The organism is Paraflavitalea soli (assembly GCF_003555545.1).
Taxonomy (GTDB): Bacteria; Bacteroidota; Bacteroidia; order Chitinophagales; family Chitinophagaceae; genus Paraflavitalea; species Paraflavitalea soli.
The window spans coordinates 5,349,020-5,372,732 of record NZ_CP032157.1; the positions used below are offsets into that span (position 1 = coordinate 5,349,020).

Consider the following 23,713-nt stretch of genomic DNA (forward strand, 5'->3'; position numbering starts at 1 on the left):
CCTTTCTCATGCCCAGAACAATCGGGTGCGCCGCCGCTCACTATTTTATGGTTTCCATCGAAATTTTGCGTTTTTTTGCTCCCACTAAAATGCAACTCTACTATGATCCGCGAAAGAATACTTGTTATTGGCGCTTCAGGACAAATAGGCGTGGAATTAACGCTGGCTTTACGTAAGATATATGGCAATGCCAACGTGGTGGCTTCGGACCTGCGGGAAGAGAATGACCTGCTGAAAGGCACTGGTCCTTATGTAAGCATTGATGTGATGAACAAAGAGATGCTGCACGTGCAGGTGATCCGGCAGAGCATTACGCAGATATACCTGCTGGCTGCCATTCTTTCTGCTACCGGCGAAAAGAATCCTAACCTGGCCTGGAACCTCAATATGCAGGGATTGCTCAACGTGTTGGATATCGCCCGCGAAGAGAAGATCTACAAAGTATACTGGCCCAGCAGCATCGCTGTATTTGGCCCTACTTCACCCCGGCAGAATTGTCCGCAGCAAACCATCATAGAACCAACCACGGTATATGGCATCAGCAAATATGCCGGAGAGTTCTGGTGCAACTATTATCACCAGCGGTTTGGAGTGGATGTAAGAAGCATCCGTTACCCGGGCTTGATCAGTTATAAATCGGCCCCCGGCGGTGGTACTACCGATTATGCCGTGGAGATCTTCCACGAGGCGCTGGAAGAAAAGAAGTACACTTCCTTCCTGAAAGAAGATACTTACCTGCCCATGATGTATATGCCGGATGCTATTCGTGGCACCATTGAATTGATGGAAGCACCGGCCAGCAAAATATCCATCCGCCATTCTTATAACCTATCGGCCATGAGCTTTTCACCGAAAGAGATCGGTGCGGAGATCAAAAAGCATATGCCTGAATTTACCCTGGATTATAAGCCCGATTACCGCCAGGCAATTGCCGACAGCTGGCCACAAAGTATTGATGACTCTGTAGCAACCAGAGACTGGGGTTGGAAACCTGAATACAGCCTGGAACGCATGACCAAAGACATGCTGGAAAACCTGAAGATCGAATTGGGCGGAGTAAGCAAGTAAAAGATGTGAAAGGTGAGACAGTAGATGTGAGACGGAAACTCCCACTTAGGCGGGACAAACTCTGAATAGGCAATTGGCAGTCAAATAGGTTACAATAAAATGAGAAGGGTTAAAGTTCAGAACTTTAACCCTTCTCATTTTTATTATTAGCAATGCTTTTTATTTACACTGCTTTTCAAAGCGCGGAGCAATTCTAAATTCTACATCCAAAATCCGGAATTACAACGGCCTGATCCAGATATTGCGGAAGCTCACGGGATTGCCATGGTCCTGCAAAATGAGCGGTTCTTTTTCGCCATGCTTCTCATAGTTGGCAATACCAATATATTGGGTACTGCCCCAGATGGTAGCATTGTTTTGTACCAGCACACCATTGTGGATGACGGTAATGCGGGCCTGCGTTTTTACATTGCCATCGGGATAGAATACCGGCGCTGTAAATATAATATCATAGGTTTGCCATTCACCGGGGCCACGACTGGCATTTGCCATAGGAGGCAGTTGTTTGTAGATGCTGCCTGCCTGCCCGTTGGAATAGGTTCTGTTGTTATAGGAATCCAATACCTGCAGTTCATATTTACCCATCAGGAAGATGCCACTGTTGCCTCTTCCCTGCCCTTCACCTTTCACTACTTCGGGTGTCCTCCATTCAATATGCAATTGGCAGTCGCCAAAGCCTTGTGTAGTATGAATTTCACCGGCACCTCCGGTTACGGTCATAGCGCCGTTCTCTACTTTCCATTTGATGGGGCCGCCGTTCTTGGCTTCCCAGGCACTGGTATTACTACCATCAAACAATACAATCGCATCAGCGGGGGCATCGGCAGCCGTTTTACCCGGCGCTACTACCTTTACTTCGGGCTCCCAATATTCAGACAATTTAGGATCGCCACCAGCACGGTTTACTTTCTGAGCCTGTGTGAATGCAGCCATCGATAGCAGGCAGGCAGTCAACAATAATCGTTGGGTCATGGTACAAATATTTTTGGAATAGGGGATCAAGATAGCAAAAAATAATCAGCGCAGAACGGTAAATCCTATAAAAGCACGGGGATCGGTGGCCTCTACCTGCACACTGATCACCTCGGCACGGGAAGGCCCCTGCCTGCACCAGGCAATGAGTTGGTTAAGCGCCTGAGAAGGGCCGGAAGCCTGGATAAACACACTGCCATCGGGTTGATTTCTCACCACGCCGGTAAGGCCCAGCTCCAATGCCTTTTCTTTGGTACTCTGGCGATAGAAAACACCCTGCACTTTACCAGTTACAATAATGGAAACAGTCTGCACCATGCCAGCAAGGTACGAACTTGTGTGAATGCTATTGTATTAATCCATGTTCGCGCATTACTTTGTCTTCATCGCCGGTGATGTACGCAAATATCTTTAATTGCTCTTCCCGGTATTGCAGAAAGTAGATCACGTCAAATTCGATAGCGAGTTCCGTATTGTCCTTGTTCTTATAGGTAGCTTTCCAATGGATCTTCACCATGGAATGCAGCTCGTCCAGGGGTGTTACCTCCTGCGAAAGGATCTCCATAGAATGGGTGCCTATCTGCCGGTAGAAATCCATGCCCTGGGGTATCTTCTTGCGGAACTCCTGGTCATTACTACCGCCGTGAATACCTGCTGGACTTGCTTCTACAAAAAAAGGTCCGAAAGCATTGGCCGTCGCTTCTACATCCGTTTCACCCTGCAGCGCATCATTGAAGCGCTTTTCATAGGCAGCAAAAAATTCATAAATACTCTTTTCCATAGCTCATGTATTAGACTATCGACAATAGCTCAAATTTCCTGCCACAGGCCGGAGCCGTATTATGCTGTTCAGGTAATCAGTTTGGGTACAATTGGCAACAGGTGGCCGGTGATTAGTTGAGGGCTTCCGACCAATTCAGTCCATGGGGCAACGATGTATTACTGAATTCGATATGGATCACCCTTCGGCGGGCCTGGTTGGTGGTTCGGTTGGAAGCATGTAACAGCAAGGGGCGCATGATCATGATTCCCCCTTTGGGCACTTCACAAATGGTTTCTGTTTCTTTTGACCAATCGATGGTTTCCGGCCTGTACACACCTTTGGCATGAGAACCGGGCACTACTTTCAAGGCTCCATTGTGCTTGTCTGTATCGTCGAGGTGAATGCGTATGGTGAAGTTGCGTTGCAGGATGTCGAGGGGAGGCTGTACGGCAAACTGGCTTTGCTTTACCGTCCAGGGGCCAAAGCCCGGAAGTGCTGCTTTCTTATCTACTGAAATCGTAAGGTCCTGGTGGTACGCTACAAACCAGTTAGACTGTTCCGGCTTATCAAAGTAAATAGATTTCACTACGAAATAGCCCGCACCAAAAATGGCTTCTATTAGTGTATTGAACTGTTGGGTAAATACCAGCGATCGCACAGCAGGCACCTCTTTCAGGAATTGCCGGATGGCAAAGAGATCGTTGGTTTTCCGGAAGGTAGGGTTGGAATGATCGGCCAGGGCAATCGCTTCAATGATCGCTTCTACTTCATCGGCAATGAAGACATTGGGAATACAGGAGAAGCCTTTCTGTTCTATTTCTTGTGCGTGTTGGCTCCATTCAATCATAGTAGACAGATACTTTTATCCCTTATACTTCTTTTCCTTGGCTTCCTTGTAATCAAGATACATCTCTATCAATTGATCAATATTTAAAATACCATACACAACAAAGATCCCAAAGGAGAGTGGCTGAAATTCAGGGGTCATCAATTTAACAGTACCCAGGTCAAGACCAAAATATGTTCCCAATAAAGCTGGCGTCAGTGTTAAAAGGTTAAAAGTACCCAGCACAAGAAATATGCCTGTACCAATAACCGCCAGCTTAAAACGCCTGACAAACAAACATATCAAAACAATGAATAAAAACAAACCCACATAATGCTGAACCATCGCTTCAATAGGTCCTGTCAGGATGATTGACCAGGTATATGACAAGAACCCCGCAATCACCAATAAGGGAATCAAAAGACGTATTCGTTGTTTGTTCATTTCAGAAAAGGTTTAGACAGGCTAAAGAGGGATCTGTTACTTCATGACAAGATACAAAAAAGCGCCCCGCATCAGCGAAGCGCTTTTCAAATATATTCAATTGTAAAGATCAGGACTTCCGGTTCAGTAGTCAAAACTCCACACGTAGGACTCCCGACTCTGAACTCAGTACTCCTTACAATCCCATTTTCTTCTTCAGGTTCTGGTCGATGGCGTCCAGGAACTCTTCGGTATACAGGAAGTGTTCTCCGTGTTTTACCTTATTGCCATGCACACATACTGCCAGGTCCTTGGTCATCTTACCACTTTCTACGGTTTCAATACAAACCGCTTCAATGGCATTACAGAAATCGATCAGCTCCTGGTTACCGTCCAGCTTGCCGCGGAAGGCCAATCCTCTTGTCCATGCAAAGATGGAAGCAATCGGGTTCGTGCTGGTAGGCTTGCCAGCCTGGTGATCGCGGTAGTGACGGGTCACCGTACCATGCGCTGCTTCTGCTTCCATGGTTTTACCATCTGGCGTTACCAGTACAGAGGTCATCAGGCCCAGGGAGCCGAAACCTTGTGCTACGGTATCGCTTTGTACGTCGCCATCATAGTTCTTACAGGCCCATACAAAGTTGCCATTCCATTTCAGGGCACTGGCTACCATGTCATCGATCAGGCGATGCTCATACACGATACCTGCTGCTTCAAACTGGGTTTTGAACTCACCCTGGTAGATATCTTCAAAAATGTCCTTAAAACGGCCATCATATTTCTTCAGGATGGTGTTCTTGGTGCTCAGGTACAGGGGCCATTTTTTGCTCAGGGCCATATTAAAACAGCTCCGGGCAAAACCAATAATGCTTTCATCTGTATTGTACATGGTCATGGCTACGCCATCGCCTTTGAAATTGTATACCTCAAAGGTCTGTGGTTCGCCCCCACCTTCGGGGGTAAAGGTCATAGTTAATTTACCCTTACCTTTGATAACGGTATCTGTAGCGCGATATTGGTCGCCAAAGGCGTGCCGGCCTACAATGATAGGCGCGGTCCAGTTGGTAACCAGGCGGGGAATATTGTTGATAACGATCGGCTCACGGAAAACGGTCCCGTCCAGGATATTACGGATGGTGCCATTGGGGCTTTTCCACATTTGTTTCAGGCTGAACTCTTTTACACGGGCTTCATCCGGCGTAATGGTAGCGCATTTGATACCCACACCGTACTCTTTAATGGCATTGGCCGCATCGATGGTCACCTGGTCGTTGGTCTGATCACGATACTCAACACCCAGGTCATAATATTTAATGTCGACTTCTATGTAGGGCAGGATCAGTTTATCTTTAATGAACTTCCAGATGATGCGCGTCATTTCGTCACCATCCAGTTCCACCACCGGATTTGCTACTTTAATTTTTTTTGCCATGTGCTGAATAATTTAAGCTATGTTAAGGATTGCAAACCTACAGCAAATAGAGAAATTACACAAAGCGCTTTTGTCTCATATTCGGGAGGCAGGGAGGTACAGTATGGTTATCCCGACTTGTTCATTACGTAATTCCACGTATTTTTCCGGGAAATGGGTGCAAGTTGGCCTGGGGGCGTTTTTAGTATATATGATAAACTTTAACTTGCGATTATGCTGAACTTGCTACAAAAGTATATTGGCCGTTTTATTACCCTTACCCCCGAAGAGCTCACCGTGCTCACGAAAGCCATGGAAGTGCGCTCCTATGATAAGAAGGTACGCTTGTTGGAGCCGGGTCAAACGGAGGATTACCTGCATTTTATCACCAAGGGCCTGCTGCGCAAATATTTCTATAATGGCAGCCAGGAGGTGATCACCCAGCTGGCCCGTGAGGGCGAGTTGATATGCTCTTCGGTATCCTTTTTTTCCGGTCAGCCCTCCGCTTATGCCGTTGAAACCATCGAACAATCCATATTACTTTCTCTCCACAAAAAAGAGCTGGAGAACCTATATGCCCAGTATCCCCGGATGGAATCACTGGGCCGCCTGCTCATCACCGACCTCTTTCTGCAAAAAGAATACTGGGAGCTGGACCGGATACGGTACGACACCAAAGAACGCTTCGTGAGGTTCGTTTTAGACAATACTGATCTTTTCCGCCGCGTGCCACAGAAATATCTGGCGTCTTATCTAAATATTAAACCTGAAACTTTTAGCCGGTTAAAGCATCATTTATCTAAAAAGATTGCAGAAACACCTGCCCCTCACTAACCCCATTGCATGAGAGAGAGAAAATTGGATATTAAAAGTTACCTGGAACATGTATTTGCTTACCTCCAGCGATTTATGGAGTTGAGCCGCCAGGAATTTGACCTGTTGTCACCCTACTTAGAATTACGTTATTTCGACAAAAAGGCCATCATCCTGGCACAGGGCCAGGTAGATGATTACCTCAATATTGTCATGAAGGGCATGATACGTAAATACATCCACACCAAAAAAGGAGAAGCTACCCTGCAGCTGGCTACCGAAGGCCATATTGTACAATCAGAAATATCTTTCCATGTCCGCAAGCCTTCCGACCTGATCCTGGAAGCACTGGAACCAACAGTCATGATCTCTATCCGCCACGATAACCTGCAGCTGGCGTTGAAAAAGACAGTCAGCGTAGAAAGACTGGGCCGCGCCATGATCACCCAGATGTTTATCAAAAAGGATATTCGTTATTATGAGCAACTCCAGATGACCACCCGTGAACGCTTCCTGGCCTATGTTACCAATCACCCCCATATGCTGCAGCGCGTGCCACAGAAGATACTGGCCTCCTACCTCAATATCAAGCCGGAAACCTTCAGCAGATTAAAACATTTATTGCGGAAGAAGTAAAAGGCAAGTCAGGAAGACCGGAAGACGGAAAGTCCGGAAGAAAAACCCTAAGGCTACTGTATTACTTCCCGACTTACGGACTTTACTGACTTCCGGACTATTTAACGGTCACATCCGGCGGCACCACCCAATCCTTTTCAAACCTGGTGATGGTGGCAGTATCCGGCGCGTTCTGATGTACATAGTAGCGGTACTGTGAGCGATACCAGGTACCGGGATTGATGGTAAATGCGCCATCCACTACCGGCGAATACACCCAGTAAGGCATCGTAGGATGCACCCTGATGGGCTGCGGGTACCGGAAATTGACCGGGTGATCAAATACCGTAGTACCGGCCACCTGCCCGTTAATGGCGCCTGAAGCATCTACCCAGCGGGCATGGGTATGGTTGGCCAGGGAATCGCGGTACCCTTCACTCGTGAGGATGTTCCAGTGACCCTGGTAATTCTTTTTATCCTGGTCATTCCAGTGACTGCTCCCCCGGAAGGCCAAACCGCCATAATGGTATTTCTCCAGGATCAGTGTATCCGTAGTCACATTGCGCTCTTCAGATATCAGGTCAAACAAATAATAATCATGGAAAGGATACACCCTGATCACCCACATCTCGCGCAATACCTCTCCGTGCAGCAGGCTTCTGTGCCGGAGCTTTACCCTTAATTCAGTCACCACAGGCCCTTCTTTCACCTTACTCACCTCTATATGTTCTACTGTACCCTTTTTAGATTGCTGGTTCCAGAAGTCCACAAACTCCTTTCGGAAAGTAGTCCTGGTCCAGGCATTCATGATCCCATGCTGATGGGTATGCCCCACCGGAAAACCATCGGTCAATATTTGTCCACCCGGACTATTCAAAGGATGAATAAACCCACTGCGACGATAATAGGGACTATCGCCAGCCGGCAAAGCCTCCTGTGTATGGTAAAAGAACAGAGGCTTATCCTTAACGCTTACCTGTAAACCCTCCTTTCTTTGCGCAACAGTAACTGCATTCACCGGCGTCTTTTTAGTCATATTTTTCGACGCCAGGTAGGTGTTGCGCATACCCGGCCCCATGCTATCAGGCAATATGAATACCAGCGTTACACTGTCCAGCAATTGGCCAATGGCCGACTTGCCCGTCTTGGTGTTTTTAATGGAATACCAGGCGCTTGTTCGAATTGGCTTTGGCAGGTTTACCTGTATGGGTGTATTGTAACGGGCATATTTGCCGGCCTGCACTTCAATGGTGAAGGGGCGCTCTTGTGCCTGTAAAAGTTGGCAAAATAGTAAGCTCACTATGCATAACACTTGTATTCCTTTCATGCGCATGGGGGATATGACCTAAATGTACTGAAAACTTACATGAGAAATGCCACAGCATAACCAGTTGAAAGGTTAAACTGTGGCATGTTATAAAGTGTTCTTCTATATATCTATTACAGCTTTATATTCACAGCCACCATGAAATTGGTGCCTGCCATGGGAAAATAAAAATTCTCCGTGATCAGGGAACCATACTGGTAACTATAAGTATACCCGTTGGAATTGTATTGACGGTCAAATACATTGTTTACCTGGCCAATGAGGGATATCTCCTTTACAAAGATCTTCCGCAAGGTATAGATCACCCGGGCATCCTGTACATAATAAGCATCGATGCTGCGTTGCTTATTGGTAGTATTGTCCAGGTACTGGCGACCTACATATTTGGCCGGCAAACTGATCTCCAGGTCCTTTACAGGAAGGAAGTTGAGGCTGCCGCCTGCCACCACAGCCGGTGAAAAAGCAATGTCCGTATTGCCGTGTGGTATTGCTTTTTGTCCGCCATTGTCATAATCATCATAGTACTCCGTAAAATCCTTGATACGGTTTCGGCTGAGGGTAATGTTCGCAGTGCCCTGCAACCATTGCGTAAACCGCATTCTTCCCTGCAGTTCAATACCCATCCGGAAACTGTTGTCTACATTGGTGCGGGTATTGCCACCCACATCATTGATCTTACCCGTTTGCACCAGTTGGTCTTTGTACAACATATAATACAGGTTGGCGCTCCACTCATATTGACTGGCCTTCTTTGAAATTCCTGCTTCAAAGTCGTGCAGTTTCTCCGGCTTGGGCTGCTGGTTAACCCCTGCTTCAAAATCATCGCGGTTGGGTTCTTTATTACCCTGTGCGTAAGAAATATAAGCCTGGTAATTATTGGCAGTATAAGTAACCCCCACTTTAGGATTGAAGAAGTCAAACGTGTTGCGCACTTTAAGCGTGGGATTTTTACGGAAGCCACCTATATCATACAATACCCGGCGATATTGCAGGTCGGCAAACACTTCCCACTCCGGTGAAAAAGTATGCTGGTATTTGGCATAGCCATTCACGTCTGTTTTAAAAGCCTCCAGGCTATACCAGCGGTAGTCATTGGGAACACCGCCTGCCTGCGTCCATTTGATCTCACCAAAATGGCGACCATTATACCTGTTCCAGCCACCACCTACGGTAAACTGATCCGCTATGCTCTTATACTGTACAGAAAACACCTGTCCGAAATAATCATTGTCCAGCCACAATTGCCTGATCAAATCTGTTTTTGTAAAAGTGGTACCACCCACCACATAATCCGGCAATCCATAAGTCTTGTACTTCTCCTGCGGTTTGTATTCTTCATAATACCCCTTCCCTTTGGTGAGGAAGAAAGCCGTATTGACCGTTAACCTCGATGAAAATTCGTGGTTGATAAACAACTGGTAATGATCCTGCTGGTAATTGTCCGTTTGGTTGCCATACGTAAAGTAATTGTACTTACGCGGATCGGAGGTGAACAGGTTTACAGAATCCTGCTTTGTATAATACAAAGTGCCCAGGTTGTTGTTGTAATGTTCCATCAGTTTGCCTTCATCACCAGTCAGCTTGGCCTCCGGCACGCCATTCCACGACTGGTATGTTTTTTCCTTACCGGAAATAACATTCAGGCGAACCGATGTTTTCTCAGCCAGGTAAGCGCCACTGAGGTAAAAGGAGCGCAGGTCACTGGCGCCACGGTTTACAAATCCATCACTGCTTACCTTCGACAACCGGGAATCGATGGTGAAATGATCGTCAATCAGTCCACTACCTGCTTTGATGGTATGCTTCCAGGTATTGAAAGAGCCGACACTGTTATTGATCTCACCATAAGCACTCGTATTGGCTTCATTGGTGCTTAAATTAATGGTAGCTCCAAATGCGCCCGCGCCATTCGAAGAAGTACCTACTCCCCGTTGGATCTGTATATTATTGACAGAAGAAGTAAAATCCGGGAGATTAACGAAGAAACTACCCTGCGATTCCACATCATTATAGGGAATGCCATTGAGGGTAACATTGATACGGGTACCATCTGTACCGCGAATGCGGATACCGGTATACCCCACCCCATTGCCCGCGTCGGAGCTTACGACAGCCGAAGGCGTTTGGTTCAGGATAAAGGGCAGGTCCTGCCCCGTATTTACCTTATCGATCTCTTTTTTAGTAAGGTCGGTTTTGGCAAAGGGGGCTTTCTCCCCGGCACGGATGGCGCGTACCTCCACCGGCTGCATAAAGAGGTTCAACCGGTTCAGTTTGATGGTAATGGCCGAATCGCCCGGTGATACGGTGGTTTCTGCAGACTGGTACCCGATACTGGTGATCCGCAGGGTGTACCGTCCTGGTTTGATCTTGCTGAAAACAAATCGCCCCGATGCATTGGTGCTTACAGTGACGATATTCGATAGTTCTACGGTGGCCGATGCTACGGGGCCCCCGTTGGAAGCGTCGGTTACGTGGCCCGCAACTTGCTGAGCCGATAACCCATGGGAAATCAATAAGTAGCAAATCCCCAAAAGCATTTTTTTCATCTTCGTAAAGATTTTGAGTGGAAAAAATGATTTAAGAGAAAATGCTGCGAAAGCGAAGTGTAGACAATAGAAGAGGACCTACCTTCCCTGCGCAGGCATTACCCTGGTCAGGTTCTACGGGTATAATCTCAGCCTTTTCCGCCCTATTAAAGGGAAAACGGGAAAAGCACCCCGGGAATCTGAAAAAACCTCTTTGGCCAAAGAGGGTGCAAAGATACAGGCAAAAAAACTTTTTTAAAGAATTTGTAACATTCTTTCACCCTTATCCGTCACACCAGTATAGAGAATGCAGTTGCAGTAAGCTGCCAAAGCCAATGCAACATTCAAAAAATTACTCAGTCTATTTCTAAAATGCTAATTATGAAAAAGATCGGATTGTTCAGTATAAGCCTCCTGTTCTCATTGGTGCTCCTCGCACAGAAACAAGTGAATGACCCCATGGCACAGGTAAGAAAAGTATCGGGGTTCCATGCCATTAAAGTATCTACCGGCATCAAAGTATACTTAAGCCAGGGTACCGAGGCAGTAGCAGTAAGCGCCACCAAAGAAGAGTACCGCGACAAGATCATCACCAGGGTAGAAAATGGTGTATTAAAGATCTACTACGAACAGGAAACGCTGAAGTTCTGGAAGAATGGCGGCGGCACCAGGGGTAAAAATCCCGTAGCCTATGTATCCATAGAAAACATTGATGGACTGGATATTAATTCCGGCGCCAGCGTACATGTAGAAGGTGGCCTCAAAGGCGGCAAGCTCGACCTGGATGTTTCCAGTGGCGGCGTATTCAAAGGAGAAGTGAATTTCACCACCCTCGCTGTAGACCAAAGCAGTGGATCAGTAGTGAATATTTCTGGTACTGCCGGTTCCCTCAACGTAGATGGCAGCAGCGGCAGCATATTCCATGGCTATGATCTGACGGTCAACAATTGTGATGCAGATGTAAGCAGCGGAGCCGGCATACAGCTCACCATGAACAAGGAAATGAGTGCAGAGGCCAGCAGCGGTGGTTATATTTCCTACAAAGGCACAGGCGTCATCCGCAATATCAGGACCAGCAGCGGCGGCTCCGTGAAAAAAGGGTAACTTGTATCCATAAATACCTTGCAAAGCAACAACCGATGAAAAAGATAGGATTGTTTTTACTGATGATACTCCCGGTAGCGCTGATGGCGCAGAAGCAGGTGATCAATGATGATAATGCCCAACCGCGTACCGTCGGCAGTTTCCACGCCATTAGGGTCACCAATGCTATCGACCTGTATTTATCACAATCAGACGAAGAAGCATTAGCAGTAAGTGCTGTCAAACCCGAATTCAGGGACCGCATTAAAACAGTAGTGGAAGATGGTGTATTGAAGATCTCTTATGATGATGATATGAAGTGGTGGAAAGGTAATAAGAAACTCAAAGTATATGTTTCTTTTAAAACACTTGATAAACTGACTGCCACCGGCGCCAGCGATGTGATCGTAAGCGGTACCCTCAAAGCCAATGAACTGGCTATCTCCATGGGAGGCGCCAGTGATTTCAAAGGAACTATTGAAGCCAATGTGCTGGATGTAAACCTTAGCGGGGCTTCAGATGCCGTGGTAGATGGTAAGGTAACGACGCTACGGGTAGACGCCAACGGCGCCAGTGATTTTAAAGGATTCGATCTCCAGGCCGACAGTTGCAATGTAGAAGCCAGCGGTGCTTCAGACATCAAAGTAACGGTCAACAAAGAATTGAACGCCCGCGCTTCCGGCGCCAGTGGCGTACATTATAGAGGAGATGGTGTTATCCGCGATCTGAGGACCAGCGGCGCCAGCAACGTATCGAAGAGAGGTTAACCACGCCGCTCCTTACCAATTCGTTTTCAATTTTCACATATATTAGGTATATAAGCGTTGGGTTTTCACCTGACGCTTTTTTTATTGCTGTCACTTAGCCCCAAAGGCCCATACCAGGTATTCGGGCAGCACAGCACTCCAGTAAGGCCAGTCATGGTGCGCACCCGCTACTTCTTTATACACAACAGCACCTGGTGCGGTCACTTTCTTTTGCACGAGTGCTATTACATCTTTTGTATCATCCACCACATCGATGATCCCATCTTTGTCCCTGTCTGAATTTTCTTCTGCCCCACCGGCATAAAACCAGTATTGCTGTTGAGGCTTTTTGCGCGATGCTTTCAATTTGGCGATCATGATCCGGTTATTGTCGTCCGAATAAGAACTATCAGTGGTATTCTTATCACGCCACCAGAAAGAGCCGGAGAATACACCGATCTTATCGATCTTATCAGCATGGTTCCAACCAATATCAAATGCCGATAAACCACCCAGGGAAGCGCCGGCGATGGCCACCGTATTGAATTTCCGCACCCCCGTTTTCTTTTTGATAAAGGGATAGAGCTCATTGTTCACAAAGGCATCATAGTATCCGGCCCGGCTGCCCCGGCCTTCATAGTCCGGCTTGTCCGCCACACCATATTCCTGCATGCGGTCGCCGGCATGAATAGCTACCACTACCAGCGGTGCGATGGCTTTGGCCCGGTACAGGCTGTCCACAATTGCCTGCACCCGCAGTTTGGCCACTTCCTGGCCGTCATTCAGCAACAGGAGGTTGAGCTGCGACTTATCATCCGGCAGGGGCGTATTGATAATGGTTAATTCCACACTGCGCTGCAGGTGGCGCGAATACAATTTATCCTGCTGTTGTTTGGTCTTGGCCGAACAAGCCACCAGTGCAATTATGGCGATTATAGTTGATATCTTATTCATAACCCTGAAAATACGATTTGTAAAAAAAGTAAATCAATATTTGGAAGTAAACTGAAAAAGCGTACATTTGCAATCCACATCGCGAAGTAGAGCAGCGGTAGCTCGTCGGGCTCATAACCCGAAGGTCCCAGGTTCGATCCCTGGCTTCGCAACTAAAGAAAGATCAAGGGATTAGCAAAACGCTGATCCCTTTTTTATTTGGCCGGATACAACGGCAGGGATCATATTTACTCTCCTTCTACCGCCAACCTTTCATTACCTTTGCATTCTTTATGAAATCTGGGTTTGTAAGCATATTTGGTCGCCCCAATGCGGGCAAAAGCACGTTGTTGAACGCCTTAATGGGCGAGAAGCTCGCTATTGTATCCCCCAAAGTGCAAACCACCCGCCACCGCATCAAGGGCATCGTCACCACTCCCGGATACCAGATCATCTTTTCCGATACTCCCGGCATCATTGAACCCACCTACAAGTTACAGGAGAAAATGATGCATGCGGTACAACAGGCCAAAGAAGATACCGATGTGGCCGTATTCCTGTTGGATGTAAGAGAGAGCCTGACAGAAGTGAATGCGCTTTTTGAATCCATCCAGGTGAAGGCGCCCGTTATTGTAGCCATCAACAAGCTGGATACGGTGGATGCCACCCAAAAGGAAGCAGTCTTCAACTTCTTCCGGTCCAAACCGTACGCCAAAGAAGTAGTAGGTCTTTCCGCCCTGAAAGGATTGCAGGTAGATGAGTTGTTACAAACCATCGTTAAATACCTGCCCGAAGGGGAACCCTTCTTTGCAGAAGATGAAATGACCGACCTGCCCACCCGGTTCTTTGTAGGCGAAATGATCAGGGAAAAGATATTCTACCTGTTCAAAGACGAAATACCCTACCATACCACCGTTATTGTGCGGGAATTCAAAGAGAAAACAACCCTGGTAAAGATCGTAGCCGATATCATTGTACAGCGCGAATCACAAAAAGCGATCCTGCTGGGCGAAGGTGGTAAGATGATCAAACAACTGGGAACAGATGCGCGGAAGGATATCGAGGCATTTATAGGACAGAAAGTGTTCCTGGAATTATTTGTGAAGGTGAAGCCCAAATGGAGAGACAACGATTTCATGCTGAAAGAATACGGTTATCATTAAAAATTTAAGTAGCAGATATGGCTGGTTTTACGGTAGCAATAGTAGGAAGACCCAATGTAGGGAAGAGTACATTTTTTAATCGCTTGCTGGAACAACGCAAGGCAATTGTGGATGATGTTAGTGGTGTAACCCGCGACCGCCAGTATGGTGTGGCTGACTGGAATGGAAAATCATTTAACGTAATTGATACAGGCGGTTTTGTAGCACAAAGTGAAGATATATTTGAGAAAGAGATCCGCAAGCAGGTAATGATCGCTTTGGAAGAAGCCAATGCCCTCATATTTATGGGTGATGCCGCCACCGGCATTACCGACCTCGATGAATCAATGGCCGATGTATTGCGCCGCACCTCCAAACCGGTATTCCTGGCAGTGAATAAGGTCGACAATCCAGACCGTATGCTGGAAGCCACCGAGTTCTACGGAATGGGCTTCGACAATGTTTTCTTTATTTCTTCCATGACCGGCAGCGGCAGCGGAGAGCTCCTGGACGCTATTACCGCCCTCATCCCCGAAGAGCCTGCTACGGAATCGGAAGACTATATGGGAGAGGATGGTGAAGCAGTGCCGGCCCCTCCGGCCATACCCAAATTTGCTATTATCGGGCAACCGAATGTGGGTAAATCCTCCCTGCTGAACGCCTTGATCGGACAGGAACGTACCATCGTAAGCGATATTGCCGGCACCACACGCGATACCATTCACACACACTATAATCTCTTCCAGAAAGAGTTTGTATTGATCGATACGGCGGGTATCCGCCGCAAGACCAAGGTACATGAAGACCTGGAGTTTTACTCGGTCATCAGGGCTATCAAAGCCATGGATGAAGCAGATGTTTGTATGCTGTTGCTGGATGCTGAAAAAGGCATTACTGCGCAAGACCTGAATATATTCAGCCTCCTGGTACGGAAAGGGAAAGGCATCGTTATCCTGGTCAACAAATGGGACCTGATGGAGAAAGTGACCAATACGGCCAGGGATTACGAAGAGCAGCTTAAAAAACGCCTTGCCCCCTTCAATGATGTACCCATCCTGTTTATCTCGGCCAAAGACAAGCTCCGTATCCACAAGGCCATTGAACTGGCCCTGGATGTATTTGACACCAAATCACGCCGGATATCTACCTCCCAACTAAATGAGGTAATGCTGAAAGCCATCGAATCTTACCATCCCCCGGTGGTGCGCGGTAACTCCATAAAGATCAAATTTGTGACCCAGTTGCCCACACATGTTCCTTCTTTTGCCTTCTTCTGTAACTATCCGGACGAAGTAAAGCAACCATATAAGAACTACCTGGAGAATCAACTAAGACAGAATTTCAATTTCAAAGGAGTGCCCGTACGCCTGTTCTTCCGTAAGAAATAGGGCAAACCGGCGCCAGCTAACAGGAAGTAAATCAAAATTTTAGTGCCAGTTATCAAAATATTTGCATAATAGCAAAAAGGTATTACTTTTGCGCCCATCTCAATCAAACTCAAAAAGCAATTCCAAATGAAAAAGTTTTTCGCAATTTTAGCTATCGCTGCTTCTTTAACAGCTTGTAGCGATGGTGGTACTGCAGAAGAAGCAAAGTCAGATACTACTGCTACTGCTCCTGCTGCTGACACTACTGCTCCTGCTCCTGTAGACACTACAGCTCACGCTGCTGATACTACTAAGCCTGCAGTAGACACAACCAAGAAATAGTAGCCCCGGCAAAATACTTAAACTATTTGCACGAAGCTGGCCTCTCTTATGAGAGGCTTTTTTTATGCCTACAGGCGTCATTCCTCCTGCCTTGCCGGGACATATATCATAATTAATCATCCGACAATCATACCGCTCAGAACTTGCCCAATATTTTAAATTATTGACTATATTGGTTCTCCAAATCACCCCAATGCTCACTAAACCTCTGGAATCCATCTCCTGTGTTTACCATTTCTGGTAACATTATTCAACGCCTGTTAAAACTATTCAATGATGAAGCACCTCTACCTGTTATTAACAGTATGCCTGTACTGTGCCACCTCCACCAACGCACAAACAAAATACTGGATTGGCCTCCCCACCGGAGCCAATTGGAACGATCCCAACAACTGGTCCAACAGTCCCGGCGGAAGCCCTGGCATTGATGTCCCCAATGGCAATACCTACAATGCTGTTTTTAATCAAAATGCCCTGGTGAATGTAGACCTTACTTCTATCAACCTCAACTCCCTCACCGTAACCAACAATGCTACTGCCCGGCTGTACACGCCTGCAGTGGGCAGTATCATTACACTGTTCAGCACCAGCGTAGCTGCTCCGGCATTGCAGGTCGACCTCGGTAGCACCCTGGAAGATAGCTGTTCTACAGCCGGTACTGAGTTCATTACCCGTTTTGCCAATAACTCACAAGGGCTGATCAACGGTACCTGGAGTTTTTTTGGCGTACCTGCTGTCACCACTCCTACCCCGTTAGCAGCCGGAATTGCCTATGCACGGTTTCCCGTTACCACCACTTATACCAACCTCGTAAGAGTGAATGGTACCATTAAGCTGGCCAATGATTTCACCTACTTTGATTGTAACGTTCCGGCATACATGTATTTTGAGAATGGCTCCCAATATTGGGTCGCACGAAGCGGCGGGATCGTACCAAGAGCTACCTGGCACGCCAATTCGACCATACTGGTAACCGGTACCGTATTTGCCGGCCCCAACGTCGGCTTGCCCGCCACCGGTCAGGGCATCGGTAACCTGGTGATCGACTGTCCATCCGTTTCATCGGGCTCTACCTCTTTCCTGCTTCCCAACGGCCTGCAGATCAACGGCAACTTACAGGTGCTCAATACCAATAATGCCAACATGCTCATAGGCTCCAGCAGCAACGGTAATCCTGTCAACTATACTATCCTGGGCAACCTGGAAATAAGCCCCAATGCTTTTGTAACATTGGGTGGAACCAACCTGGGCTTCAGCTATGCCATGCAGGTAAATGGCAACTATGTGCAAACAGGCGGCACCTTCAACCTGCGCAACAATATAGGAACGGTCACACAGCCTACCGTACTGAGTGTAAAAGGCAATTTCAATCAATCCGGTGGCACCTTTGGTTGTTTGAATACTACCGTAAGCACAGTGAGCGATCTCTTTGTAGTAGAACTGAATGGCACCACCAACCAGAATATCTCTTCCGCTGCCGGTAGCATCAATAACTCCACCAACCAGGTTGTATTGCGGCTCAACAATACGGCCGGCGCCACCTTGCTCACGCCCCTGGCGGTAGGTAAGATCAGCTGGAACACAGCCGGCAAAGGCAACCTGACCACCACTTCCACCAACGTATTGACCATTAAGAATACCGACCTCAGCGATCCGCTGGTCGTAAATGGAGCTTCCAACAGTGGTTATGTCAATGGTCCCGTTGGAAGGGCTACAGCTTCCAACCAGTATTACAAATTCCCCACTGGTAAAGGCGGCGCCCTCAGGGAATGTGAAGTACAGCCTGCCACGGCCACCACATCCGAATATTCAGCCGAATATTTCGGTACCGCTTATAGCGACCTGACCGTACAAGCCCCGCTTACAGGTGTTTCAAATCAGCAATACTGGAATATCAGTCGTGTATCCGGTAGTGATGCAGTCATTCGCCTCACACTGTCAGGAGCCGTACCAGGCGCCAGCGCCACCGACACACTGGTAGTAGCCCATTATACCGGAGGTAGCTGGACAGATGCCAGGGGCACGAAACTCAGCCCCGGTAATTCCACAACAGGTAGTCTTGAAACAAAAGACCTCTCCAGCTTCAGCCCTTTTACTTTTGCCTATACTTCACTGGTTGTTACCCCCATCTACCTTACCAGCTTTACAGCACGCAAGGACGGCGGTACTGCAAAGCTCAACTGGGTTATCACCGACAACAGTACACCACAAAAGTTTGAGATACTCCGGTCCACTACCGGCACCAACTTCTCCGTGATCGGTACAGTAGCCGGCGCTGATAAAAAACTGGTCTATGATTTTACCGACAACGCACTTCCCAGTGGCACTGTTTATTACAGGTTGCGCATGATAGATATAGACGGCTCTGGTGAACTTACCAAGATTGTGGCTATTATGAATGGCAGCAAGGGTGTAGTGATCACTTCCATGATGCCTACCCTGGTAACCAACCGGGCACGCCTCAACATCACCTCATCCGAAAAAGTGAGTATGCAGCTGGTGGTCACCGATATATATGGCCGCAGCATCAAAAACCAGGTGCACACACTTACAACAGGCAACCAGGAGATCTGGATGAACCTGGCCACCCTGCCAGCCGGCACTTACCAGGTAACAGGGTATCTGCAATCTGGCGAAAAAACAAGCACCATCCGGTTTATCAAGCAATAGATACCGGCAACAATACACGAAAATCCTCCTGCGCAATCGCAGGAGGATTTTTTTTCGTATGTACGGAAGGCTTTTAATGCCTCCAATATCTATGCAACAAACCAAAACCTTGCTGCTGGCCCTCATCATTATGGGCCAACTGAATAGTATAGCCCAGAAACGATGGACAGGCCTCGCCGGAGATGGACAATGGCTCACGCCAACTAATTGGTCGGGCAATAGTATACCAACAGCTATTGATGACGTAATTCTTGACAATACATTCACTTCCGCCAACTATACGGTACTATTGCCCCCAGGCAATATAACTGTAATGGTCAACTCACTAACGATTACACCCGCCGCTGACCATACCATCGAAGCCATATTACCCCTTACCAATACAGCCATACCTGGCTTGCGGCTCACCAATACCGGCACAGCATTACGGATCAATAAGGGTGGTATTTTCAGGAATGCTTCCGGCGCCCTCTCAGGCATCCCCATCGACATCGCTGGCGCGCTTTGGATAGGTAATGATGGTCGATACATACACAATACACCAAGGTCACATGCAGCAGTGGTGGGCAATCTGTCAGCCAGCCCCGGTACCGAATCAGGCATCTTTGAATTTGATATCAAGGGCGGAGGCCCCTTAATATCCTTTGCCGGCAAAACCTTTGGCACCCTGGTACTGTCGGCCACGGCAGCAGGCGGCGCCAGGACCTACAATGCCAACGGAGCTACACCTGTAATAATCCGTGGCAATTTCCTCATTAATGATGGTGTGAGTTTTAACCTCGACCTGGATGATACGATCTTTATCCGGGGAAACTATGAACAGCGGGGCGGTATCTTCAACCTCGGCAGCGGCCCCAATAATACCGTGGTACAAATTGGCAAACACCTCCTGCAATCAAAAGGGATTATTACCGAGAACAACAATGGTCTGCCCATCCTGGAGATGAATGGCGCCGGCCCTCAACAGCTTTCAATGGCGGGTGGCATTGCCAATAGCGTGGCTCTAAAGATCAACAATGCCGCTGGTGTTGTATTGCAAACGCCACTTTCCTTACCTTATCAATTGGAACTGACTGCCGGGCAGGTAAACACCAGTTCCACCAACCTGCTAACCTTGCAGGCAACCTGTACCGTGAAAGTCGACTCCTTGTCTTCCACCAGCTTTATCAATGGCCCGTTGAAGAAACTGGGATTAATGGCCCAGGATCAATTCCTGTTTCCCATAGGCAAGGGCAACACCCACCGGTGGCTAAGCCTTACCCAGGTTACCGGCAACTATACCGTAGAGTTTTTCCGCGCCAATCCAAAACTCATGAGCAGTACCTACCATGCCAACCTCCATCATATTTCATCTATTGAACATTGGACCATTGTCGCCGACCTGTCACCCACCCCGCAAACAGCCGTAAAACTCTCTTTTAATGATCCCAACAGCGGCGGTGTTACCGACCTGGCCACCCTGCGCGTAGCCCGGCTATCAGGCAATACCTGGTCCGATGCCGGTAATACTGGCTGCATGGGCAGCCCCGGCTCCAATGGGTTTGTTACCAGCTATGCCCTCAGTTCCTTTGGCGCCACCGAATATTTTTCCCTGGCCAGTACAACCGGCAGTTTCAACCCTTTACTGGTAAACCCGCGTACCCGTCCTGCTACAGAAACCGGGGGCATCCTGTCTGGTATTTGTGCGCCTTCCATTACCAGCGGCGCCACGCGATTGCTGCTCACCACCAGGAAAAAAGCGGAGGCGCAACTAATGATCGCAGATATTATGGGGAGAGTAATCAAAATAATACCTGTCTGGTTGCCCAAAGGCAGTAACAGCATACCCATCAACGCCACTTCCTTTCCTGCCGGCATATATACCATTACTGTTTCCGCACCGGAATATGCAATGCAACCCACACGGTTCATCAAACAATAAACGGTCGGCATGGACATAGAAAAAGGGTGGGCCATCATGGAAGACAACCCACCCTTTCAGATCAGTTTCCTGATTATAATAACTTAAAGGACTCCAGGAACTTGGTATTGAAGTTGCCTTTGATGAAATCTTCGTTCTTCATGAGTTGCTGATGAAAAGGAATGGTAGTCTTTACCCCTTCGATCACATACTCATTCAGGGCACGGCTCATGGTATTGATGGCCTCTTCCCTGGTGCGTGCTACGGCAATGATCTTGGCGATCATGGAATCGTAGTAAGGAGGTATCACATACCCGGCGTATACATGCGAATCGATACGGATACCATGACCACCGGGCTGGTTCAGTACCGTGATCTTACCAGGACTGGGCCTGAAATCATTGTACGGATCTTCTGCATTGATACGGCATTCGATGGCGTGCATTTGTGGTTCATAGTTCTGACCACTGATCGCTTCGCCCGAGGCTATTTTAATTTGCTCCTTAATAAGGTCAAAATTGGTCACTTCTTCCGTTACACAATGTTCTACCTGGATACGCGTATTCATTTCCATGAAGTAGAAATTGCGGTGCTTATCTACCAGGAACTCGATGGTGCCTACACTTTCATATCCAATGGCAGAAGCCGCTTTGATGGCAGCATCGCCCATGCGCTGGCGCAATTCCGGTGTCATAAAAGGCGAAGGAGATTCTTCCACCAGTTTCTGGTGACGGCGCTGAATAGAGCAATCCCTTTCACTGAGGTGGCACACCTTACCATAGCGGTCGCCGGCTACCTGTATCTCGATATGGCGTGGCTCTTCCACAAACTTCTCCATATAGATACCATCGTTCTTAAAGGAAGCGCCGGCTTCAATTTTGGCAGTGTTGTAGTTCTTCTCCATCTCGTCTTCCTGCCACACTACCCGCATACCTTTACCACCACCACCGGCAGTAGCTTTCAGGATCACCGGGTAACCTATCTCTTTGGCCAGGCTTTTGGCCTCTTCCAGGCTTTGAAGTAAACCTTCACCACCGGGCACCACCGGTACACCGGCCCTGATCATCGTTTCTTTGGCAGTGATCTTATCACCCATCGAACGGATCTGATCGGGCGTGGGCCCTATGAATTTAATATTGTGTTCACCACATATTTCGGCAAACCGGGCATTTTCTGCCAGAAATCCATAACCCGGATGGATACCATCCGCATTCGTGATCTCGGCAGCTGCCATGATATGGGGAATATTAAGATAAGAATCGGAACTGGCTGCACGGCCTATGCAAACCGCTTCGTCGGCAAATTTTACATGCAGGCTATCTTTATCAGCCGTAGAGTATACCGCCACAGTTTTAATACCCATCTCACGACAGGTACGAATTACCCGCAAGGCAATCTCTCCACGATTGGCAATTAAAATCTTTTTGAACATTGAATTAATTAGTTAGGGTTCTACCAGGAATAAAGGCTGATCGTATTCCACAGGCGAAGCGTCTTCTACCAGCACCTTTACGATACGCCCCTTTACTTCGCTTTCAATTTCGTTGAAGAGTTTCATGGCTTCTATGATACATACCACCTTGCCCGGCAGCACTTCATCCCCTGGCTCCACAAATACGGGTTTGCCGGGTGATGGGCTACGGTAAAAAGTACCGATCATTGGACTTTTGATGGTGATCAGGTTATCAGCAGCAGGTTCGGCCGCTTTTTTATCTCCGGAGGCCTGCGCTGCAGGAGCTGCCAGCGCCTGGGGTTGAGCAACCGCCGGCATGGACATGGGCGCATGCATAGGAGCAGCGATTACGTGTTGAGCAGGTTCTTCTTTTTGTTTGATGGTTAGTTTGAATCCCTTTTCTTCTATGGTCACTTCACCGATGTTGGACTTGTTGATCATTTTGATCAACTCCTGAATTTGTTTAAAATCCATCTGTTTAATTGTTTATGTTGACGGTTGGTTCGGGCAAAACAGGCGGCTAAGATAAGGATTACACATTAAATATGCCCAAAACCCTCTTTTTTAAGCGAATATCCCATGGAATAAAAAAATGGACAACAGAGACGTTCTATTATCCATTACAATATATTATGACAAGAGCTGAACAGCAGTCATGCTTATTCTTTCACGCGTTCTACATATTCACCGCTCTTGGTATTAACCCGGATCAACTCCCCTTCATTTACAAACAAAGGTACGTTTACAGTAGCGCCGGTCTCTACAGTAGCAGGCTTCAGGGTACGGGTAGCCGTATCACCTTTCATGCCGGGTTCACTATAAGTTACTTTCAGCACGATCTTATCAGGCAGCTCCACGCTCATGGGAAGTTCAGTTTCTGTATTGATCAACATCGAAACTTCCTGGCCATCCTTCAGAAATTGCGGAGCATCGATCAGGTCTTCGCTCAAAGCGATCTGCTCAAAAGTCTCCGTATCCATGAAGTTATAACCGCTATCGTCTTTATACAGAAATTGATAATCTTTCCTTTCTACGCGTACCGGATAAATATTATCGCCTGAGTTCCAGGTCTTTTCGATACTGCGCTTATTGTCTACACCTTTCAGTTTGGCCCAGACTTTGGCGGCTGCGCGGGCGGTCTTGTTCTCTCCGAATTCCACGATGGAATACAAGCTGCCATCCAGTTTAATGATCATACCACGGCTGATGTCTGAAGTAGTTGCCATAAAATAGCTGATGATTTTTTCGATTACGAATTTTTCAACCGCCGGCCCCACAGGATGTACACGCGGGCGGCGGGGCAGCAAAACTACGGCAAAATTGTCAGCACACAA

22 protein-coding genes, 1 tRNA gene and 1 riboswitch are annotated in these 23,713 nt (G+C 47.7%); of the genes, 11 read left to right on the plus strand and 12 right to left on the minus strand.

Going from position 1 to position 23,713, the window contains the following annotated elements; genetic code table 11:
• Window positions 1-102 precede the first annotated feature (102 nt).
• Window positions 103-1,068, plus strand: a complete 966-nt coding sequence (locus D3H65_RS20015; protein ID WP_119052012.1) for an NAD-dependent epimerase/dehydratase family protein — start codon at window positions 103-105, stop codon at window positions 1,066-1,068.
• 219 nt (window positions 1,069-1,287) lie between these two features.
• Here D3H65_RS20015 and D3H65_RS20020 read toward each other — a convergent pair whose 3' ends face one another.
• The 6 genes from D3H65_RS20020 to D3H65_RS20045 all read right to left on the minus strand — a co-directional run bounded on the left by D3H65_RS20020 (window position 1,288) and on the right by D3H65_RS20045 (window position 5,484).
• Window positions 1,288-2,040 carry a 3-keto-disaccharide hydrolase gene (locus tag D3H65_RS20020; RefSeq protein WP_119052013.1) on the minus strand — a complete coding sequence of 251 codons (753 nt, stop codon included), beginning with the start codon at window positions 2,038-2,040 and terminating at the stop codon, window positions 1,288-1,290.
• 45 nt (window positions 2,041-2,085) lie between these two features.
• A complete protein-coding gene (locus D3H65_RS20025; protein WP_119052014.1) occupies window positions 2,086-2,358 on the minus strand; it encodes an acylphosphatase in 273 nt (90 codons plus the stop codon).
• 28 nt (window positions 2,359-2,386) lie between these two features.
• Window positions 2,387-2,821 carry a hypothetical protein gene (locus D3H65_RS20030; protein ID WP_119052015.1) on the minus strand — a complete coding sequence of 145 codons (435 nt, stop codon included), beginning with the start codon at window positions 2,819-2,821 and terminating at the stop codon, window positions 2,387-2,389.
• A gap of 112 nt (window positions 2,822-2,933) precedes the next feature.
• Complete coding sequence (locus D3H65_RS20035) at window positions 2,934-3,650, minus strand: phytanoyl-CoA dioxygenase family protein (protein ID WP_119052016.1); 717 nt, start codon at window positions 3,648-3,650, stop codon at window positions 2,934-2,936.
• 15 nt (window positions 3,651-3,665) lie between these two features.
• Entirely contained in the window at window positions 3,666-4,073 is a 408-nt protein-coding gene (locus D3H65_RS20040) for a hypothetical protein (RefSeq protein WP_119052017.1), read from the minus strand.
• A 175-nt stretch (window positions 4,074-4,248) separates the two neighbouring features.
• Complete coding sequence (locus D3H65_RS20045) at window positions 4,249-5,484, minus strand: isocitrate dehydrogenase (NADP(+)) (RefSeq protein ID WP_119052018.1); 1,236 nt, start codon at window positions 5,482-5,484, stop codon at window positions 4,249-4,251.
• 213 nt (window positions 5,485-5,697) lie between these two features.
• On the opposite strand from D3H65_RS20045, the gene D3H65_RS20050 reads away from it, so the two are divergent.
• Window positions 5,698-6,297, plus strand: a complete 600-nt coding sequence (locus D3H65_RS20050; protein ID WP_119052019.1) for a Crp/Fnr family transcriptional regulator — start codon at window positions 5,698-5,700, stop codon at window positions 6,295-6,297.
• 9 nt (window positions 6,298-6,306) lie between these two features.
• Window positions 6,307-6,912 carry a Crp/Fnr family transcriptional regulator gene (locus tag D3H65_RS20055; protein ID WP_119052020.1) on the plus strand — a complete coding sequence of 202 codons (606 nt, stop codon included), beginning with the start codon at window positions 6,307-6,309 and terminating at the stop codon, window positions 6,910-6,912.
• 97 nt (window positions 6,913-7,009) lie between these two features.
• Here the strand turns inward: D3H65_RS20055 and D3H65_RS20060 are convergent, their stop codons facing one another.
• Both D3H65_RS20060 and D3H65_RS20065 read right to left on the minus strand, forming a co-directional pair.
• Window positions 7,010-8,218 (minus strand): DUF6807 domain-containing protein, encoded by a 1,209-nt coding sequence (locus D3H65_RS20060; protein ID WP_162915733.1) that lies wholly within the window; start codon window positions 8,216-8,218, stop codon window positions 7,010-7,012.
• Window positions 8,219-8,331: 113 nt separating this feature from the next.
• Entirely contained in the window at window positions 8,332-10,764 is a 2,433-nt protein-coding gene (locus D3H65_RS20065) for a TonB-dependent receptor (protein ID WP_119052022.1), read from the minus strand.
• 66 nt (window positions 10,765-10,830) lie between these two features.
• A riboswitch (TPP riboswitch) is annotated at window positions 10,831-10,948 on the minus strand.
• A 176-nt stretch (window positions 10,949-11,124) separates the two neighbouring features.
• Here D3H65_RS20065 and D3H65_RS20070 point away from each other — a divergent pair.
• Complete coding sequence (locus D3H65_RS20070; protein WP_162915734.1) at window positions 11,125-11,847, plus strand: head GIN domain-containing protein; 723 nt, start codon at window positions 11,125-11,127, stop codon at window positions 11,845-11,847.
• Between the two features lie 35 nt (window positions 11,848-11,882).
• A complete protein-coding gene (locus D3H65_RS20075) occupies window positions 11,883-12,593 on the plus strand; it encodes a head GIN domain-containing protein (RefSeq protein WP_119052024.1) in 711 nt (236 codons plus the stop codon).
• A gap of 90 nt (window positions 12,594-12,683) precedes the next feature.
• Here D3H65_RS20075 and D3H65_RS20080 read toward each other — a convergent pair whose 3' ends face one another.
• On the minus strand, window positions 12,684-13,526 hold the full coding sequence (locus D3H65_RS20080) for an alpha/beta hydrolase (protein WP_119052025.1): 843 nt from the start codon (window positions 13,524-13,526) through the stop codon (window positions 12,684-12,686).
• Between the two features lie 80 nt (window positions 13,527-13,606).
• Between D3H65_RS20080 and D3H65_RS20085 the strand changes: the two genes are divergently transcribed.
• From D3H65_RS20085 to D3H65_RS20110, 6 genes are all read left to right on the plus strand, one after another.
• Window positions 13,607-13,678, plus strand: a tRNA-Met gene (locus D3H65_RS20085).
• Between the two features lie 120 nt (window positions 13,679-13,798).
• Complete coding sequence (era, locus tag D3H65_RS20090; RefSeq protein ID WP_119052026.1) at window positions 13,799-14,668, plus strand: GTPase Era; 870 nt, start codon at window positions 13,799-13,801, stop codon at window positions 14,666-14,668.
• Between the two features lie 17 nt (window positions 14,669-14,685).
• Window positions 14,686-16,035 carry a ribosome biogenesis GTPase Der gene (gene der / locus D3H65_RS20095; protein WP_119052027.1) on the plus strand — a complete coding sequence of 450 codons (1,350 nt, stop codon included), beginning with the start codon at window positions 14,686-14,688 and terminating at the stop codon, window positions 16,033-16,035.
• A 126-nt stretch (window positions 16,036-16,161) separates the two neighbouring features.
• Window positions 16,162-16,356, plus strand: a complete 195-nt coding sequence (locus D3H65_RS20100; protein WP_119052028.1) for a hypothetical protein — start codon at window positions 16,162-16,164, stop codon at window positions 16,354-16,356.
• 273 nt (window positions 16,357-16,629) lie between these two features.
• Window positions 16,630-19,026, plus strand: coding sequence for a T9SS type A sorting domain-containing protein (locus D3H65_RS20105; RefSeq protein WP_119052029.1), 2,397 nt, complete (start codon window positions 16,630-16,632; stop codon window positions 19,024-19,026).
• A gap of 91 nt (window positions 19,027-19,117) precedes the next feature.
• A complete protein-coding gene (locus D3H65_RS20110) occupies window positions 19,118-20,947 on the plus strand; it encodes a hypothetical protein (RefSeq protein ID WP_119052030.1) in 1,830 nt (609 codons plus the stop codon).
• A 73-nt stretch (window positions 20,948-21,020) separates the two neighbouring features.
• Here the strand turns inward: D3H65_RS20110 and accC are convergent, their stop codons facing one another.
• From accC to efp, 3 genes are all read right to left on the minus strand, one after another.
• On the minus strand, window positions 21,021-22,358 hold the full coding sequence (accC, locus tag D3H65_RS20115; RefSeq protein ID WP_119052031.1) for an acetyl-CoA carboxylase biotin carboxylase subunit: 1,338 nt from the start codon (window positions 22,356-22,358) through the stop codon (window positions 21,021-21,023).
• A gap of 12 nt (window positions 22,359-22,370) precedes the next feature.
• Window positions 22,371-22,853, minus strand: coding sequence for an acetyl-CoA carboxylase biotin carboxyl carrier protein (accB, locus tag D3H65_RS20120; protein WP_119052032.1), 483 nt, complete (start codon window positions 22,851-22,853; stop codon window positions 22,371-22,373).
• A gap of 185 nt (window positions 22,854-23,038) precedes the next feature.
• Entirely contained in the window at window positions 23,039-23,605 is a 567-nt protein-coding gene (gene efp / locus D3H65_RS20125; RefSeq protein WP_119052033.1) for an elongation factor P, read from the minus strand.
• Between the last annotated feature and the right edge of the window lie 108 nt (window positions 23,606-23,713).

Excerpts from the sequence above, each read along its gene's own strand:
- D3H65_RS20015 (WP_119052012.1), top strand. The coding sequence starts at position 103 with ATGATCCGCGAAAGAATACTTGTTATTGGCGCTTCAGGACAAATAGGC.
- D3H65_RS20020 (WP_119052013.1), bottom strand. The coding sequence starts at position 2,040 with ATGACCCAACGATTATTGTTGACTGCCTGCCTGCTATCGATGGCTGCA.
- D3H65_RS20025 (WP_119052014.1), bottom strand. The coding sequence starts at position 2,358 with ATGGTGCAGACTGTTTCCATTATTGTAACTGGTAAAGTGCAGGGTGTT.
- D3H65_RS20030 (WP_119052015.1), bottom strand. The coding sequence starts at position 2,821 with ATGGAAAAGAGTATTTATGAATTTTTTGCTGCCTATGAAAAGCGCTTC.
- D3H65_RS20035 (WP_119052016.1), bottom strand. The coding sequence starts at position 3,650 with ATGATTGAATGGAGCCAACACGCACAAGAAATAGAACAGAAAGGCTTC.
- D3H65_RS20040 (WP_119052017.1), bottom strand. The coding sequence starts at position 4,073 with ATGAACAAACAACGAATACGTCTTTTGATTCCCTTATTGGTGATTGCG.
- D3H65_RS20045 (WP_119052018.1), bottom strand. The coding sequence starts at position 5,484 with ATGGCAAAAAAAATTAAAGTAGCAAATCCGGTGGTGGAACTGGATGGT.
- D3H65_RS20050 (WP_119052019.1), top strand. The coding sequence starts at position 5,698 with ATGCTGAACTTGCTACAAAAGTATATTGGCCGTTTTATTACCCTTACC.
- D3H65_RS20055 (WP_119052020.1), top strand. The coding sequence starts at position 6,307 with ATGAGAGAGAGAAAATTGGATATTAAAAGTTACCTGGAACATGTATTT.
- D3H65_RS20060 (WP_162915733.1), bottom strand. The coding sequence starts at position 8,218 with ATGAAAGGAATACAAGTGTTATGCATAGTGAGCTTACTATTTTGCCAA.
- D3H65_RS20065 (WP_119052022.1), bottom strand. The coding sequence starts at position 10,764 with ATGAAAAAAATGCTTTTGGGGATTTGCTACTTATTGATTTCCCATGGG.
- D3H65_RS20070 (WP_162915734.1), top strand. The coding sequence starts at position 11,125 with ATGAAAAAGATCGGATTGTTCAGTATAAGCCTCCTGTTCTCATTGGTG.
- D3H65_RS20075 (WP_119052024.1), top strand. The coding sequence starts at position 11,883 with ATGAAAAAGATAGGATTGTTTTTACTGATGATACTCCCGGTAGCGCTG.
- D3H65_RS20080 (WP_119052025.1), bottom strand. The coding sequence starts at position 13,526 with ATGAATAAGATATCAACTATAATCGCCATAATTGCACTGGTGGCTTGT.
- era (WP_119052026.1), top strand. The coding sequence starts at position 13,799 with ATGAAATCTGGGTTTGTAAGCATATTTGGTCGCCCCAATGCGGGCAAA.
- der (WP_119052027.1), top strand. The coding sequence starts at position 14,686 with ATGGCTGGTTTTACGGTAGCAATAGTAGGAAGACCCAATGTAGGGAAG.
- D3H65_RS20100 (WP_119052028.1), top strand. The coding sequence starts at position 16,162 with ATGAAAAAGTTTTTCGCAATTTTAGCTATCGCTGCTTCTTTAACAGCT.
- D3H65_RS20105 (WP_119052029.1), top strand. The coding sequence starts at position 16,630 with ATGATGAAGCACCTCTACCTGTTATTAACAGTATGCCTGTACTGTGCC.
- D3H65_RS20110 (WP_119052030.1), top strand. The coding sequence starts at position 19,118 with ATGCAACAAACCAAAACCTTGCTGCTGGCCCTCATCATTATGGGCCAA.
- accC (WP_119052031.1), bottom strand. The coding sequence starts at position 22,358 with ATGTTCAAAAAGATTTTAATTGCCAATCGTGGAGAGATTGCCTTGCGG.
- accB (WP_119052032.1), bottom strand. The coding sequence starts at position 22,853 with ATGGATTTTAAACAAATTCAGGAGTTGATCAAAATGATCAACAAGTCC.
- efp (WP_119052033.1), bottom strand. The coding sequence starts at position 23,605 with ATGGCAACTACTTCAGACATCAGCCGTGGTATGATCATTAAACTGGAT.